General features: G+C 65.2%; 10 protein-coding genes and 2 pseudogenes. 6 read left to right on the top strand and 6 right to left on the bottom strand.

Annotation, left to right across the window (positions count from 1 at the left end):
- Positions 1-184: 184 nt before the first annotated feature.
- The 4 genes and pseudogenes from CJ177_RS31160 to CJ177_RS31145 all read left to right on the top strand — a co-directional run.
- Positions 185-1336: an acyl-CoA dehydrogenase family protein gene (locus CJ177_RS31160; RefSeq protein WP_061701588.1), complete on the top strand. Its 1152-nt coding sequence runs from the start codon at positions 185-187 to the stop codon at positions 1334-1336.
- Positions 1336-2361, top strand: a complete 1026-nt coding sequence (locus CJ177_RS31155; protein ID WP_061701589.1) for an acyl-CoA dehydrogenase family protein — start codon at positions 1336-1338, stop codon at positions 2359-2361. The genes CJ177_RS31160 and CJ177_RS31155 overlap by 1 nt, the downstream gene beginning before the upstream one ends.
- 622 nt (positions 2362-2983) lie before the next feature.
- Positions 2984-4519, top strand: a complete 1536-nt coding sequence (locus CJ177_RS31150) for an MFS transporter (protein ID WP_095869368.1) — start codon at positions 2984-2986, stop codon at positions 4517-4519.
- Between the two features lie 384 nt (positions 4520-4903).
- Positions 4904-5466: pseudogene (locus CJ177_RS31145) on the top strand (phosphatidylserine/phosphatidylglycerophosphate/cardiolipin synthase family protein); the annotation flags it as partial.
- Between the two features lie 160 nt (positions 5467-5626).
- On the opposite strand, the gene CJ177_RS46915 reads toward CJ177_RS31145, so the two are convergent.
- The 3 genes from CJ177_RS46915 to CJ177_RS31125 all read right to left on the bottom strand — a co-directional run bounded on the left by CJ177_RS46915 (position 5627) and on the right by CJ177_RS31125 (position 9269).
- Complete coding sequence (locus tag CJ177_RS46915) at positions 5627-7831, bottom strand: XRE family transcriptional regulator (RefSeq protein ID WP_143548722.1); 2205 nt, start codon at positions 7829-7831, stop codon at positions 5627-5629.
- A gap of 86 nt (positions 7832-7917) precedes the next feature.
- Positions 7918-8244 (bottom strand): helix-turn-helix transcriptional regulator, encoded by a 327-nt coding sequence (locus CJ177_RS31130; protein ID WP_095869365.1) that lies wholly within the window; start codon positions 8242-8244, stop codon positions 7918-7920.
- The gene (locus CJ177_RS31125) at positions 8244-9269 is read right to left on the bottom strand and encodes a tyrosine-type recombinase/integrase (protein WP_095869364.1); all 1026 of its coding nucleotides are present in this window, start codon (positions 9267-9269) and stop codon (positions 8244-8246) included. The genes CJ177_RS31130 and CJ177_RS31125 overlap by 1 nt, the downstream gene beginning before the upstream one ends.
- Positions 9270-9517: 248 nt before the next feature.
- Here CJ177_RS31125 and CJ177_RS31120 point away from each other — a divergent pair.
- A pseudogene (locus tag CJ177_RS31120) lies at positions 9518-9775 on the top strand (phosphatidylserine/phosphatidylglycerophosphate/cardiolipin synthase family protein); the annotation flags it as partial.
- A 179-nt stretch (positions 9776-9954) separates the two neighbouring features.
- On the opposite strand, the gene CJ177_RS31115 reads toward CJ177_RS31120, so the two are convergent.
- The 3 genes from CJ177_RS31115 to CJ177_RS31105 all read right to left on the bottom strand — a co-directional run bounded on the left by CJ177_RS31115 (position 9955) and on the right by CJ177_RS31105 (position 12553).
- Entirely contained in the window at positions 9955-10305 is a 351-nt protein-coding gene (locus CJ177_RS31115) for a hypothetical protein (protein ID WP_257014752.1), read from the bottom strand.
- A gap of 231 nt (positions 10306-10536) precedes the next feature.
- Positions 10537-11703 (bottom strand): NADH:flavin oxidoreductase, encoded by a 1167-nt coding sequence (locus CJ177_RS31110; protein WP_061699897.1) that lies wholly within the window; start codon positions 11701-11703, stop codon positions 10537-10539.
- 124 nt (positions 11704-11827) lie between these two features.
- Positions 11828-12553, bottom strand: a complete 726-nt coding sequence (locus CJ177_RS31105; protein WP_061699898.1) for an IclR family transcriptional regulator — start codon at positions 12551-12553, stop codon at positions 11828-11830.
- A gap of 421 nt (positions 12554-12974) precedes the next feature.
- Here CJ177_RS31105 and CJ177_RS31100 point away from each other — a divergent pair, with 421 nt between their 5' ends.
- Positions 12975-14129, top strand: a complete 1155-nt coding sequence (locus tag CJ177_RS31100) for a Rieske 2Fe-2S domain-containing protein (protein WP_061699899.1) — start codon at positions 12975-12977, stop codon at positions 14127-14129.
- The last annotated feature ends 6 nt before the right edge of the window (positions 14130-14135 follow it).

Genomic DNA, 14135 nt, shown 5'->3' with positions numbered 1-14135 from the left:
CTGCGCCGAATTAGCCACCAGCATTGCGTATATCGCCCACTTTTGCCATAGTGCGTAATCAAGACATGCGGCGGTCAACATCGACCAACATTCCAACCGGTTTGCAGACGGACATGCAGGCACCGGGACCCAACGTCGACGCAACACCCGAAACCGACTCAGCCACAACCGAAGGGATTCTCCAATGAGAGATCCGCTACTGGTTCCGCCCATCGCGTCGGACCCACACGACATGGACGACTTACGCGCCGAAGTCCGGCAATTCGTCGACGCTCAGTTCGCTGATGGGCGCATCACTCCGCGGATCGACAGCTGGCTCACCGGCTGGCACGAGGACTTCTCGCGTGCACTCGCCGACCGGGGATGGGTCGGCATGACGATCCCAATCGAGTACGGTGGCCGCGGTTGCAGCCACCTCGAACGTTTCGTCGTGACCGAGGAACTCCTCGCTGCAGGCGCCCCGGTCGCCGCGCACTGGATCGCCGACCGTCAGATTGCACCGTCACTCCTTTTGTACGGCACCGAATTTCAAAAGCGGAAGTATCTACCCGAGATCGCCCGTGGCGAGTGCTACTTCGCCATCGGCATGAGTGAACCCGACTCCGGATCCGACCTCGCCAGCGTCCGCACCAAAGCCACCCGCGTCGACGACGGCTGGGTCCTCAGCGGCACCAAGGTCTGGACGTCCGGCGCCCACCATGCCCATGCATTCATCTGCCTCGCCCGCACGACCCCCGTCGACCCCTCACATCGGCACGACGGACTGAGCCAGTTCATCGTCGACCTGCGGTCCCCGCGCGTCGACATCCGGCCCATCGTCTCGATGCACGGTGGGCACCATTTCAACGAAGTCATCCTCAACGACGTCTTCGTCGCCGACGACATGGTCTTCGGCACCATCGGCAGCGGCTGGCAGCAGGTCACCTCGGAACTGAGCTTCGAACGCAGCGGACCCGAACGCTTCCTGTCCACATTTCCTCTCCTCGCCGACACCGCGGAACAGATGCGGACAGGGGCAGTACCCCGACACCCCGACCTAGGCCGGTATCTCGCCCGAACAATGGGGCTGCACCAGATGTCCACCGCGGTCGCCGGAGCCCTCGGACGCCACGAACCCGCCGACGTCGCCGCGGCCGTCGTCAAAGTCCTCGGAACCACCACCGAAGGCGACATCGCCGATTTTGCCGACGTCATCACCGGTGACACGGGTCCGAGCCCCCGCCGCTACCGGGCAATGATCGATGACGCCGCCGCCCAACGCCCCGGATTCACCCTTCGTGGCGGCACCAACGAAGTTCTGCGCGGCGTGATCGCGCGGGGATTGGGAATGCGCTGATGACGACCCCGAGCACTGTCGACCCCGATCTTGTGGAAATGATGTCTGCGGTCTTCGTCGCTTACCGCGACCAGAAGGAACCTGACGCCGGTACCGCTACGTGGGACCCAATCCTCTGGTCCCACCTCACCGATCTCGGCCTAACCCGCCTCACCGGACCAGAGGAATCCGGCGGCAGCGGAGCCGGATGGCTCGAAGCCGCGGAACTGCTCCGCGCCGCCGCAGCCAACGGCGTCCGAATCCCGCTGGCCGAACACGACCTGCTCGCCGGCTGGCTGCTCGATACCGCCGGGCTTCCCGCAGACGACGCCCGCCGCACCGTCTGCCTGCTCGATCACACCGGAACTGCCCACCGGGTGCCCTGGGCCGCCCAATCCGACAAGATCGTCACGGTCTGGCGCGACACCCACACGTACGTTGTCGCCGACATCGAGACGAACATGCTCACCATCACGCCGGAGGCCAACATCGCCGGCGAACCCAGGGACACCGTTACCATCGACAGCGCCCACTCGGGCACTCCGGTAGCGGACGCGGTCGTCGACCAACTACTCCTGCGCGGCGCACTGATCCGAGCCGTGCAGACGAGCGCCGCGCTCGATCGCATCCTCGACCTGTCGATCACGCACACCACCGAACGCACCCAGTTCGGGCGACCGCTCGCGAAGTTTCAGGCCATACAAAACCTCGTCGCCGATATCGCCGCCGAAGCCGCACTCACCCGGGCCGCCACCGAAGCCGCCCTGAACGAAGCCGTCCGCACCGACTGGTCCGCACCGAACCTCGACGTCCTTGTCGCTGTTGCCCGTTCCTGCGCCGGGCACGCCGCCTCCATCGTCGTCCGTAATGCCCACCAGGTGCACGGTGCGATCGGCACCACCCGCGAGCACCGCCTGCACGAGTTCACTCAACCTGCCCTCGCGTGGCGCTCCGAGTTCGGCTCCCTCCACCACTGGGACGACATGCTCACCACCGCGTCCATCACCGCATGCCGACAGAACCTGTGGTGCCTCGTCACCGCATAATCTTCCGGCCGCCAATGACCAATGAATTGAGTAGTGCCGAATGACATTCGCTCTTGCACAGAGAATTACGGAAGTTTTTCGCGTTCTCGCGCACACTCGTGTGGTCGCGCGAGAGTTCGAGTTCTGGACTGCCATGACCAGCCCGGCTTCCTCATCTGAGCCGAGAAGACCGGTCGACGCCTTTGGCGGCCTCGACACGAGGGATAGCGACGGCTCGAGAAAGGAAGACGCCCGATGAGTGACTGCCAGGACCTACCCCGCGAAGCACGCGAACTCATCACCCTCGCTCGGCGATGGATTCCGTACGGCGGGGTTCCCGCGGAGCTTGTCTTCCAGACATTCGGAATCACCGAGCACCAGTTCGTCGACAGGCTATGGGCAGTAGTGCAGGATACTTGCTGCGATCCGCATCTCGTCCGTGCGCTTTCCTCCACCTATCCGCGCCGGCGGTCGCACTGGGGAGTATCCACGACGCGAGGACGCTCACCCGTCTGACCAGCCGACCGCGCCGGCGAAACTACGCGTGCGGCAGTTGTTCGGACGCCACCGTGAACCCCCTCGTTAGTTAGCCCCAGTACCGTGTTTACCTACGCCCGCTCACCTAATCCCTACAGGAGGACACATGGCCGCCAGATCCACCACCGCAGCCAGGGCACTCCTGCCGGTCATGTGCTTCGTACTGATGATTGTCGCCGTTCTGCAGACACTGGTGGTGCCGATCGTCGGGACCATCGGTGCGCAACTCGACGTCGGCCCCACCGCCGTCGGCTGGCTCCTCACCGCGAACCTCCTCGCCGCCGCCACCGCGACACCCGTCCTCGGCCGCCTCGCCGATCTCCGCGGCAAACGACCCGTCCTGCTCGGGGTGCTCGTCGTCGTGCTCCTCGGTTCCCTCATCGGTGCGCTGTCGACGTCCGTGGGAGTGCTGATCTTCGCCCGCGTGCTCCAGGGCGTGTCGTTCGCGCTGTTTCCCATCGGCATCGCGGTCCTGCGAGACGAACTTCCCGCCGAGAAGCTGACCGGGGCGATGGGGATCTTCTCCGGCACCCTCGGATTCGGCGGATGCTTCGGCATCGTCCTCACCGGTGTGCTGGTCTCCGACGGCGCCGACTTCCACCGCATCTTCTGGCTGTCGTCGGCCATCACCGCCGCCGGACTCGTCCTCGCCTGGATCGCCATCCCCCGCCGCCCGCGCGTCGGCACAGGTTCCATCGACTGGATCGGCGCGGCCGGTCTCGCCGCCGGCCTGGTCCTCGTCCTGCTGCCGCTCGCCGAGGGCGGCACCTGGGGCTGGACGTCTCCCGTCACCATCGTCAGCGGAATCGCCGGAATCCTGGTCCTGATCGGCTGGTTCCTCTACGAACGCAGGATCACCGACCCACTCGTCGCGCCCCGGCTGCTGACCAACCCACCCGTCCTCGTCACCCACCTGTCCGCGCTCGTGGTCGGCATGTCGATGTTCGTGATGTTCCTGGGCAGCTCGTACTTCGTCCAGACCCCGCGCGCGGTGGCCGGATACGGCTTCGGAGCCACCGTCCTCGAGGCCAGCACCGTGTACCTGCTGCCGGGCGCGATCAGCGGCGTCCTCGCCTCCATCCTCAGCGGAAAACTGATCCACCGCTTCGGTTCCCGTGCCGTCCTCATCGCCGCGAGCGTCGTCGGCGTCAGCGGTTTCGTCGTGTTCGTCTTCGCCCACGACCGCACGTGGGAGGTGATCGCGGCCATCCTGCTGGTCAACACGTACATCAGCCTCGCGTACGCGTCGCTGCCGTCGCTGCTCGTGGCCGAGGTCCGGCAGGACGAGACCGGCGTCGCGAACAGCATCAACTCCATCGCACGGTCCGTGGGCAGTTCGTTCGCCAGTGCGCTGCTCGCGACCCTGCTCGCCGGCATCACGATCGACGGAACGGACGTCCCGACCGAATCGGCGTACGTGATCGCGTTCGTCGTCGGCGCGACCGCGGCCGCCCTCGCCGGGCTGCTGCCGTTCTTCGGGATCACGCGCACCACCCGCACCCCCTCCGACGAGGAGGAGGACGAGGTCCACGCGACCGCCCTCGCGGCCGAGTGGGGCACGGTCGGTGGCCTCGGCGGAGCGAACACCAGAGGTTCGAGTGAGCGCCCCGGTCAGAGGATAAGGGGAGTACCCCCTGAGTGAGGACATCGTCAACACTGGGCCGTGAGGGCCCAGACGAAGAGATGTCATTGATGGCGATGAATGCGTACTCGGCGGAACTCAAGGCAAAATGCCGTCGCGCAGTACCTGTCCGATCTGAGCCACACACCTTCGAGGGCATCAGCAACAACCCGAGAGTGAGCCACGAAACCCTGCGCAATTGGATGCGCGCCGAGCACAAAACGCACCGGTACCTCCACGGCCGCGCTTCGGGCAAAAGGTCGACACGACCGGCGTCGGCAGGTGCGAGTCCGTGCTGGAGCATGATCCGGGAGACGATTACGGTGGCGTCGAGATCCCGTCATCGCTGGTCTCGTCAACGGTCTCGACGGAGACCAGGGCAGCGTTGATCAGCTCGAACTGTACGGCCTGGATCCGCCCACCCTGCTGCCGCTGCGTGCCGGGGACGTCCTCGTCGTCAACGCCTCCCGCGCCGCGGTCCGCGCACACCTGACCTCCCCGATCGCGCTCGCCTACTACGTCGACACCGGGGTGCGGGTGCTGTCGTCACCGAACCTGCACGCCAATGTCATCGCCACCGACCGGCGGGCAATCATCGGCTCCGCCAACGCCTCACACAGCTCCACCATCGCCGACGAGGCCGCGGTCATCACCGACGACCCCAAGGTCGTCGCCGCCGTCCGCGCCTTCATCGACGGCATCGAGGAAACTACCGAGGTCGACCAGACATTCCTCGACAACGCCACCACGCAATGGCAAATCGGGCGCGCGGTACCGATCCCGGGATCAGCGGCCGCGGACAAGCCGACCCCGGATTCCTACCCGCAAAGATAGCCTGGATGTTACTGCGGCACAATCGAATACCACCCAGGGCCCGCAACCACCGCGCCCCGGCCGGGCCAGCAGCGAAATACCAGCTCGAATGGTTCCACCACGACAAGACCGACACCCGCCTGAAGCATGGGGACGGCTGGCGGAGCGTAGGTATTCAATTCGTGCGCTATTCCGGGACAAAGGCGATATCTCGCTTCAAATGAGGGGGCTGCCGCATCCTTCGGGGTCGCCTGCTCAGTTTTCAGTCGCGGGGTGGTGGAGTCACAAATTCGCGGGCACGACCAGACCGAGCGATCACAAAGGCTGCGTGTCGGAGGATCGAGCCGCGAGGTAGGTGGCCCAGCTAGTTTGAGCGTATTGGGCCCATCTGTGCGCAGTCTGCGGAGCGATGCCGAAGAGATCGCTGACCACGACCGGTTCCAGGTCGACGATGTTGGCGATCATCGCCGAGTTGCGGGCAGCCAACGTCGGCAGGCCGTACTTCTTCAGGTTTCTGTGCAGGGCATTCGTGTTTCGGGGCCGACTCGGCGGCATGCCGGGAAACATCAAGGCCGGCACCCCCGGACCCGAGTACGCCCGCCCGCCGGATCGCCTCACCCTGATCAGTTCCTCGATCAGGGTAGCCAGCGAGGGGGGAAGGATGACCGCGTTCTGCTCGATCACCAGATAGGCGTGGGTGTCGTCGCGGTGGAATCGGTCATAGGTCAGCTCGACGATGCGGGCCACCGGTATGGCGTAGAGCCGGACCAGCGCGCCGACGATGCGAAACTCGAGCGGAAGTTCGTCGTCGGTCAGGCACCGTCGTAGTTGCTCGGCATGCTCATCGTGGTCCTGGAACCGCTGTGGGAGTCCGCCCTTCCTGCGAGGAACTTCGATTCCCGTGATCAGGCGCCGTGCCTGCATCCACGCCAGGAAGGTGCCCAACGCTCTGGCCTTGGAGGGGCGGGTGTCGAAGTAGGTATCGACATGGTGCTGGCCCAGGGTGCCGATTGAGGCCCCCTCATCGGCGAGCCAGCTCAAGAAGTTTATGGCGCACCGGATCCGCTGCCGATTCGAGGCATCCGCGCCAGGGCGGAAGGGCCGGCGGGCCGCCCGGAGTCGGGCACGGCGCACGAGGTGCCATTCGGCGTAAGCGCGAATAACGGGCTGATGCTGGGCCGGGAGCGTGGGGACGATGCGATCAACCCAGAGTTGGAGCTGAGCCAACGCCTCGTTGCGCTGCGGCACCACTCCCGCGGCGACGAATGCCGCGCGGATGTGACGGGTTCGACGGTTTTGCGGGAGTTTGTCGATCTCCTCGTGGGTGATACCGCGGCCCGCTCGGACGAGCGCGGCCAGCACGGCCAGCGAGTCGTCGTTGACCACCCAGGTATGGACGCTGCCCGGGCTTACCGCGGCGAGCGCATCGAACATCGGCTTCATGCGGGCATCACCTGCCGATCCCTCGTCGCCGAGGAGCGTGGCGATCTTCGCAAGCACCAGGCACCGATAACATCGGCCGTCACGGAACCCCGGCCCCTCCTCGCCGCAGCTTCTGCAGGCAAAGTTCAGATCGACACCACCGCACCGGGTGCACACAGCATCGCCGGAGCCGTTGACGCAAACCAGGATCCGGTCCTTCTCGCACTCTGCGCAGGTGTCGGGGTGCTCCAATCGGGTTCGGTAGCACCGCTGACAGACCGAGCCCACCGGCCATACCGCCGCCACTGCTTTCATCTCATCGCAGATCGCACACGATCGCTTCGATCTCGGGTAGCAGGTGCTGCAGTAGAACGGGCCGCCGCGGAAGCGCACCCCGAAACGGTGCCGACCACACCCCGCGCATTCGCCGACCTCGCGACAACACCGCTGGCACATATCAGGACGGCCCTTGCCGTCACCTCGACGCTGGATCGTGCGTACTTGCCCGCAGATTCCGCACAGCCGAGGCCGAGCGCTGGCGTGGCAGCTCTTGCACGCGGGCCCTTTGTCCGTGTTGGCGCCGACGATCCGCACTCGGCCGCAGTGCACACACGGTCTCTTCGGACGCGAGGCGCAGCGGTTGCACAGCGGTGAGCCGTCCTCGCCGCGGCTGATGATCTCGGCCAACTTGCCGCATCGTGAACACTCGCTCCGCCGAGCAGGGTCCAGGCTGTAACACGCGCGGCAGATCCGACCCTCTTGGCGGCGGGCGACGATCCTGCCGATCTGGCCGCACCGCGCGCACGCTCGCCGCTCGACCCGCTCCATGCACCGCACACAACACCGGCCGTCGGGTGTTCGGCGTCTGAGGAACTGGTCGGTGCGGCCACAGCGGACACACCCAAGCAGGACCACCTTGTCGCCGAACCCGTTGTCGGTCAGCAGCGTCAACAACCTCAGCACCGTCACCGGACAATGCGGCGACGGTGCGATGAACGCATCGCGGTGTTCGCTCAGGTACACGTCCAGCTCGCGGGCATTCCGACCTTCCCATGCATGAGCCTGCTGCAGCAGACGTTGCGCGGTCTCGACGGACATATCCGGACCGGCGACCTCCCGTAGCACCCCGATCAAGCGCTCTTGAGCCGCGAACAACAGTTCGCCGCTCCGAGCAGACCGAGGCGTCATTTTCGACCTGGCCTTCGAATCACGCTTCGACGTGGTTCGATATTGACCGAATCAGATTCAGCACCAACCGTTTTACGGACTTGCTGGTTGACGACCTCCGGTTCGATCAGGTCGTTCGGCGAGCAGCCAAGGATGTCGCAGAGCGCGACCAGCACATCCATGCTCAGTCGCTGTGGAGGCTGGGTCACCAAACGATAGACCTGTTCTCGAGACAACGTGATGCCACGCTCGGCGAGCAGCGGCACCAGATTCGAGGTCTGAAACATCTGCTGATCGGCCATCAAATCCCGCAGCCGCCAGCGGTAACCCATCTTCTTGTTCATCACGTCACATCCCAGTCGGTGCCGAGCCGGCCCTTCAGTGAAGCCACCAGCATCTGATTTCGGAATTCGTTGGACACCCCGGTGTAGATCGCGGTCGTCGCTGCATGCGAGTGCCCGACCTGCTCCTGGGAAAACTTTGCGGGATAGCCGAATTCGGTCCAGTGTGTCACCGCCGAATGCCGCAGGCAATGGACGTCGAGATGCTCGTCCAAGCCCGCGTCCCGCTTCGCCGCAACGAACGCGTCGTTGATCGAGCGAGGCTGCAACCGCCCCACCCGTTCGGTGACCCATAACGCCGGATGTGCACCCGGCGAAAACCGCGGCCGCAGCTCGGTCAGCCACTGCTCGAGCACCTCGATGATCCAGTCCATCTCCGGAACTAGCAGCACCGATCGCCGCTTGGGCGCAGATCCCTTCGACGACTTGCCGAAGCGCACCATCACACTGCCGAACCGACCGAACTGCGCCATCCTCGGATTGCGGCGCAGATCGACCAGGTCGAGCTTCGAGGCCTCGGTACGCCGAAGGCCGAAGGCATAGACCAACTTCAGCACCGCCGCGTCCCGAGCAGCGCCCAGTCCACCCTTCACGCCCCGGCCGACGATCTTGCCCGGCCGAGCGTCGGCGGCGTCGAACAATGCCTGGATCTCATCGTAGGTGAGCGGGCGCCGACGGGGATCACCTTCGTACTCACTTCGGTGGACGATCGAGTTGCCGTCATGGAAAATCTGTTGCGGCACTTCACCGAATCGTTCCTCACATACACTGGCCCACCCGTAACGCGGATCGAGCAGAAACTCCAGAAACAGGTTGATCGCGATCTCGTAGCCCCGCGCGGTCGACAGCGCACGCGGCGGATCCAAATTCCGCAGATGGTCGATGAACGCCTCACCCTCGGCCGGCGTCCACTGCCAGGGGTACAAGCCGGTGAACTCGACCAGTCGACTGATCAACCGCAGCCGTCTCACCATGGTGGTTTCTCGCAGAAACCGCGCGGATTGGTGCCGCCGCCAACCCTCCAACATCGCCGCGACGAGCGCCGGCTCAGGGTCGAAATGGACAACGTTATCCGCCAGGACAAGACGCGCAGAACCCGGAAGTGGCACGTTCACCAGTCTGTTGTATCAGATGCATCAATGATGCGTACGTGAATTCGCGCTGCTCAACGCTCAGACCCTCTTCGTACCGAACTGCGCTACGCTCCCCTTGAGCAGCGCAGATATCCGGACCCGATTAGCGCGCAATGTTGCATCCGATGCAATTCCACCGGTTTGTCCTGATCTTCGTCACCGCCGACAACCAATGGATCCACCCGCCCGCGGTCGTGGACTCCGATGCCATCGCGATACCCCACACCCACGGTGCCACCGGTCACCTGCTGCGCAGCCGCACCGATCTCTCCCCCATCCCGGTACCGGACGCGGAACAAACCCTCGCCGACCTCGGACACCCCAACCCCCGCCTACGAGCCGACCACCGAATCGCCTCCCCCAGCCTGCGGACCGCTCTGCTCCAACCCTGGAACCTCTGAACTACCCGACCATTACCGGCATCTACCAGTGGGAACGACACGTCCCCATCGATCAGCGAATCGACATCATCGCCGACAATGCAAGCATTACTGGCAATGCTGGCAGTCGCGTCCTCGGGTGGCGGTTTCGCCGGTCCAACCCTGTGGCCCGCGCCTGGCACCGGCTCACCCCGGTGGGGTCACGCCAGGGCCAAGACCCAGGAACGTGGCTCCAGGTAGCGGGCGAGAAAGTCGAGCATCTCCGCGTCTGGGTGCGCGAGTTCGGGAAGGTCCTTCGCGCTGATGATCGTCTGATCGACGGCGGCGACCTGCCGGCGGCATTTGCCGAGCGCCGCCGGCGTGACGGTGCCGGTCGGTGAGGTACCGAATCGACTGCGCCGGGCCCAGACCCGGGTTGCGGGTGCCGTTTCCGGCCCGCCGGGTTTCGACCATCTGCCACCACTGGTCCAACTCGGCCAGCACCGCGGGATCGGCGACCGCGATCCGCAGCGCCCGGTCGATCGACTGCGGATCGGCGAGATCAACCTCACCCACACCTGCTGCGCGGCTGAGGATCTGGCCGAGCTGGTGGTTGGCGAGACCGTCGCCGCGGCTCCACCAGAACGACACCATCACATTGTCGATGAATCGGTGGAAATGGGGATCGAACTGGCAGGGGTCGCTCTCCGGTACCTCGCTGGTGGTCCCCCATCGGCCACGTCCGGCTCGACGAGCACGGGTACAGGTGGACACTCAGATCGATCTTGACCTCGAAATCCAGGTCAGTACAGCTGCCCCTCGTGTCGTTCGCGGTCGAAGGTCGGGATGGGCTCACCGCGGCGCAGCGCGCGAGCCAGGGCCGGATCGGCCAGGTGCAGTCGCCCGATCGCGACCAGATCGAACTCGTTGCTTTTCAACCGCCGGAACACTCCATCGAGGTCGGCGGGTTCGGGCGTGCCCGTGTCGCGCAGTGGCTTACTCAGGCCGACGCTGCCCACGGCCATGCTCACAGCTCCGGTCAGCTTCTTCGCCCACCCAGCCAGTGTGAGATCGCTCCCCTCGAACGCTGGGAGGTCAAAACGGCGAATGCTGGCGTCGAGCACGTCCACTCCCGCGTCGATCAGCGCGTTCAGTACGACGGACAGCTCGGCAGGGGTGTTCGCGATCCGAGCGCCATAGTCCTGCTGCTTGTGCTGCGAGAACCGGAAGAAGATCGGCAGTTCCGGACCGATTTCCCGCCGGATCGCCCGAATCACTTCCACCGGGAACCGGGTGCGCCGCTGCAGGTCGCCGCCCCAGTGATCAGTGCGTTGGTTCGTCGACTCCCACAGAAACGAATCCAAGAGGTAGCCGTGTGCGGCGTGGATGGCGATCCCGTCGAATCCGACCTCGACCGCGTTGCGGGCCGAGCGCACGTACGCGGCGATGACATCCTCGACGTCCTGCTCGGTCATCGCCGAGGTCGGAGCGCTCGCACGGGCGATGTAGTCGTCCGGGTAGACGGTACGTCCCGCCCGGCCCCACACTCCCGACGGGCGCATAGACGTCAGGCTCGGATCCACGTCGCTCATCGCGCCCCAGAGTGGCCCGACGTGCCAGAGCTGCGGGATGATCCGGCCGCCCGCTTCGTGAACTTCGTCGACCACGTCGCGCCAGCCCACGAGTGCCGCTTCGCCGTGCAGGCGTGGCACTTTCGGACTGTCGACGGCGGTCGGGTGGTCGATCGCCACGCCTTCGGTGATCACCAGACCGCTGCCGCCCTCTGCGCGCCGCCGGTAGTAGGCGGCCACGTCCGCGCCGGGGATCCCGCCGGGTGAGTGCTCCCTCGTCATTGGGGACATGACGATGCGGTTCGGCAGGGCAAGGGAGCGGACCTGCAGCGGCTCGAACAGCGCGGTCACTGCTTCTTCGGGATCGAATCGACGCGAATCGGTGAGCTCGGATGTCATGAGAACATGGTGTCAACGGGGTCGATACGCGAGCAAGCCGGCGGTCCGGCGAGCGGATCTCGGCCAGGTCGAGATCCGAAAGCTGGGCGGCGTCGAATAGCTTTGGCCTTGCCCAGCGGCACTGTCAGGCAGGTCTTCGGGTCACTGACGCGAAGTCGAGGTACTGTGTGATGGCTGCAGCCGCAATACGCACAGGTGCGGCATGCCGATGGTCGAACTTCACTTGGCTCGTCGGTCCGCTGATCGAGAGCCCGGCTTGCACTCCGCCCAGGGAACCGATTCGCACTCCGATGCAACTGAATCCTCCGGCGCAGGTTCCGAACGCAATTCCCAGATGTCGGAGTCTGTCGGTCTCGGAGCGGAGGTCGGCGGAGGCATCATCGGACTGTGTGGCGGTTGCGAGCAAGATCTTGCCGATTGTCGACGACCGCGCGGGTATGCGGTCTCCGACCCGCGTCAGGAGGTTGGGGGCCCTCTGGCCGCCGATCTTCTCGAGATAGACCACGTCGGTGCCGTCGAGGATACCGAGATGAACGACGTGACCGGTAACAAGATGCAGCTCGCGGAGCACCGGGGCCACCACCCGGTCGAACTTGTTCTGGTACAGCGACAGCGCTCCGAACTCGACGAGTGTGTCCCCGAGCTCGAACTCGCTGCCGCGGCGACGGAGCCAACCCAGTCGCACCAACTGCTCGAGCATCCGACGAGTGCTCGTCCGTGGTATCCCCGTTCGGCGAGATAGGTCGGTGAGGCTCAGAGCCGGCGTGCTGCGAAAGCAGTCCAGCACCAGGGACAGCCGATCGAGGGTTGACGCGGGCGGGACGTTCTCCGTGCGTTCTCCGTGCAACATCGGCTTCTCCCTTCCCTGGCGGCAGTCGCGAACTGGAGCGCCGCCGGCCGTCCGAGACGGACAGGCATTCCCAGCACAGCTTCGGAACCGGTGGATCACCAGAGCCCCTTCCGGTGAGCGGGAGCTGCCTCGTGTTCGCCCGCTGCAGGTCGAGGCTCCGTCGAACCCGAGTCGGTGCGGGCAAACACGTGACGACACGCGAGGTCACCGCGGCCGACCAGCGTGTCGTCCGCTGAACGGATGCCGAAGTGGTGCACCGCCGTCTGGCGCTGACAGGGTGGCCAGGTACCGGTGGCCGAGGTCACAACGAGGACGCCTCATGGCGCCGAGTTCTGGGCATTCGGACCGGACGCCAGGCGGGGGCGCGGCCGCAAGTGGCTGCGCGCGACCTGAGCCCAAGACCAGAAGGAAGGAAACCACCATGACTGCCCTGAATATCGATGAAACCGACGAGGTCCGCTATATCGACGAGGGCACCCCGCCTGCCCGCTTCGCCCGGGGGTGGCACTGCCTCGGGCTGGTGGTGGACTTTCGGGACGGCGCCCCGCACTCGATCGAGGCGTTCGGCACCAGACTCGTGGTGTTCGCCGACAGCAAGGGTGAGATCAAGATCCTCGACGCCTACTGCCGGCACATGGGCGGCGACCTGAGTCAGGGCACCGTCAAGGGCGATTCGATCGCGTGCCCGTTCCACGACTGGCGTTGGGGCGACAACGGCAAGTGCACCGACATCCCTTACGCGCGACGGGTTCCGCCGCTGGCGCGTACTCGCGCCTGGATGACCATGGAACAGGATGGGCTGCTGTTCGTCTGGCACGATCCGGAGGGCAACCCGCCGCCGGCCGAGGTGACGATCCCGGTGATGAGGGCGCCAGGCACCGAGTGGACCGAGTGGGTGTGGAAGTCGATCGTCATCGACACCAACTGCCGCGAGATCATCGACAACGTCGTCGACATGGCGCACTTCTTCTACGTCCACTTCTCCTTCCCGACGTACTTCAAGAACATCTTCGAGGGTCACGTCGCGATCCAGGAGCAAAGCGGCGTCGGCCGTGAGGACATCACCGAATGGACCGACCCGGACGTCCCCCAACTGCTGGCACACCGGTCCCTCGCCGCCTACCACGGGCCTTCGTTCATGATCGACGAGCTGACCTACGAGTACGACAAGTTCGACGTCGATTCCGTCCTCATCAACTGTCACTACCCGATCACCACCGACAAGTTCGTCCTGATGTACGGGATCACCGTCCAGAAGACCGACCATGTGCCCGCCACGATCGCCGACCAACTGGTCGACGCGATGATCGGCTACATCGGCGTCGGTTTCGAGCAGGACATCGAGATCTGGAAGAACAAGACCCGGATCGACAACCCCCTGCTCACCAACGAGGACGGCCCCGTCTACCAACTGCGCCGCTGGTATGAGCAGTTCTACGTCGACGTCGCAGACGTCAAGCCCGAGATGGTGGACCGCTTCGAGTACGAGCTCGACACCACCAAACCGGTCGAGACATGGAAACAGGAAGTCGCCGACAACCTCGCCCGCAGCACCGCCGCAGGCAAGCCCACCTGAGAGGAA

The organism is Rhodococcus sp. ACPA1, from assembly GCF_002300195.1.
Taxonomy (GTDB): Bacteria; Actinomycetota; Actinomycetes; order Mycobacteriales; family Mycobacteriaceae; genus Rhodococcus_F; species Rhodococcus_F opacus.
Note: the sequence above shows the minus strand (reverse complement) of the source record. Positions and strands in the feature narration are given on the sequence as shown.

Coding starts and splice junctions, on each gene's coding strand:
- CJ177_RS31150 (WP_095869368.1), top strand. CDS start 2,984: ATGGCCGCCAGATCCACCACCGCAGCCAGGGCACTCCTGCCGGTCATG.
- CJ177_RS31100 (WP_061699899.1), top strand. CDS start 12,975: ATGACTGCCCTGAATATCGATGAAACCGACGAGGTCCGCTATATCGAC.
- CJ177_RS31160 (WP_061701588.1), top strand. CDS start 185: ATGAGAGATCCGCTACTGGTTCCGCCCATCGCGTCGGACCCACACGAC.
- CJ177_RS31125 (WP_095869364.1), bottom strand. CDS start 9,269: ATGTTGGAGGGTTGGCGGCGGCACCAATCCGCGCGGTTTCTGCGAGAA.
- CJ177_RS31110 (WP_061699897.1), bottom strand. CDS start 11,703: ATGACATCCGAGCTCACCGATTCGCGTCGATTCGATCCCGAAGAAGCA.
- CJ177_RS46915 (WP_143548722.1), bottom strand. CDS start 7,831: ATGTCCGTCGAGACCGCGCAACGTCTGCTGCAGCAGGCTCATGCATGG.
- CJ177_RS31105 (WP_061699898.1), bottom strand. CDS start 12,553: ATGTTGCACGGAGAACGCACGGAGAACGTCCCGCCCGCGTCAACCCTC.
- CJ177_RS31130 (WP_095869365.1), bottom strand. CDS start 8,244: ATGAACAAGAAGATGGGTTACCGCTGGCGGCTGCGGGATTTGATGGCC.
- CJ177_RS31155 (WP_061701589.1), top strand. CDS start 1,336: ATGACGACCCCGAGCACTGTCGACCCCGATCTTGTGGAAATGATGTCT.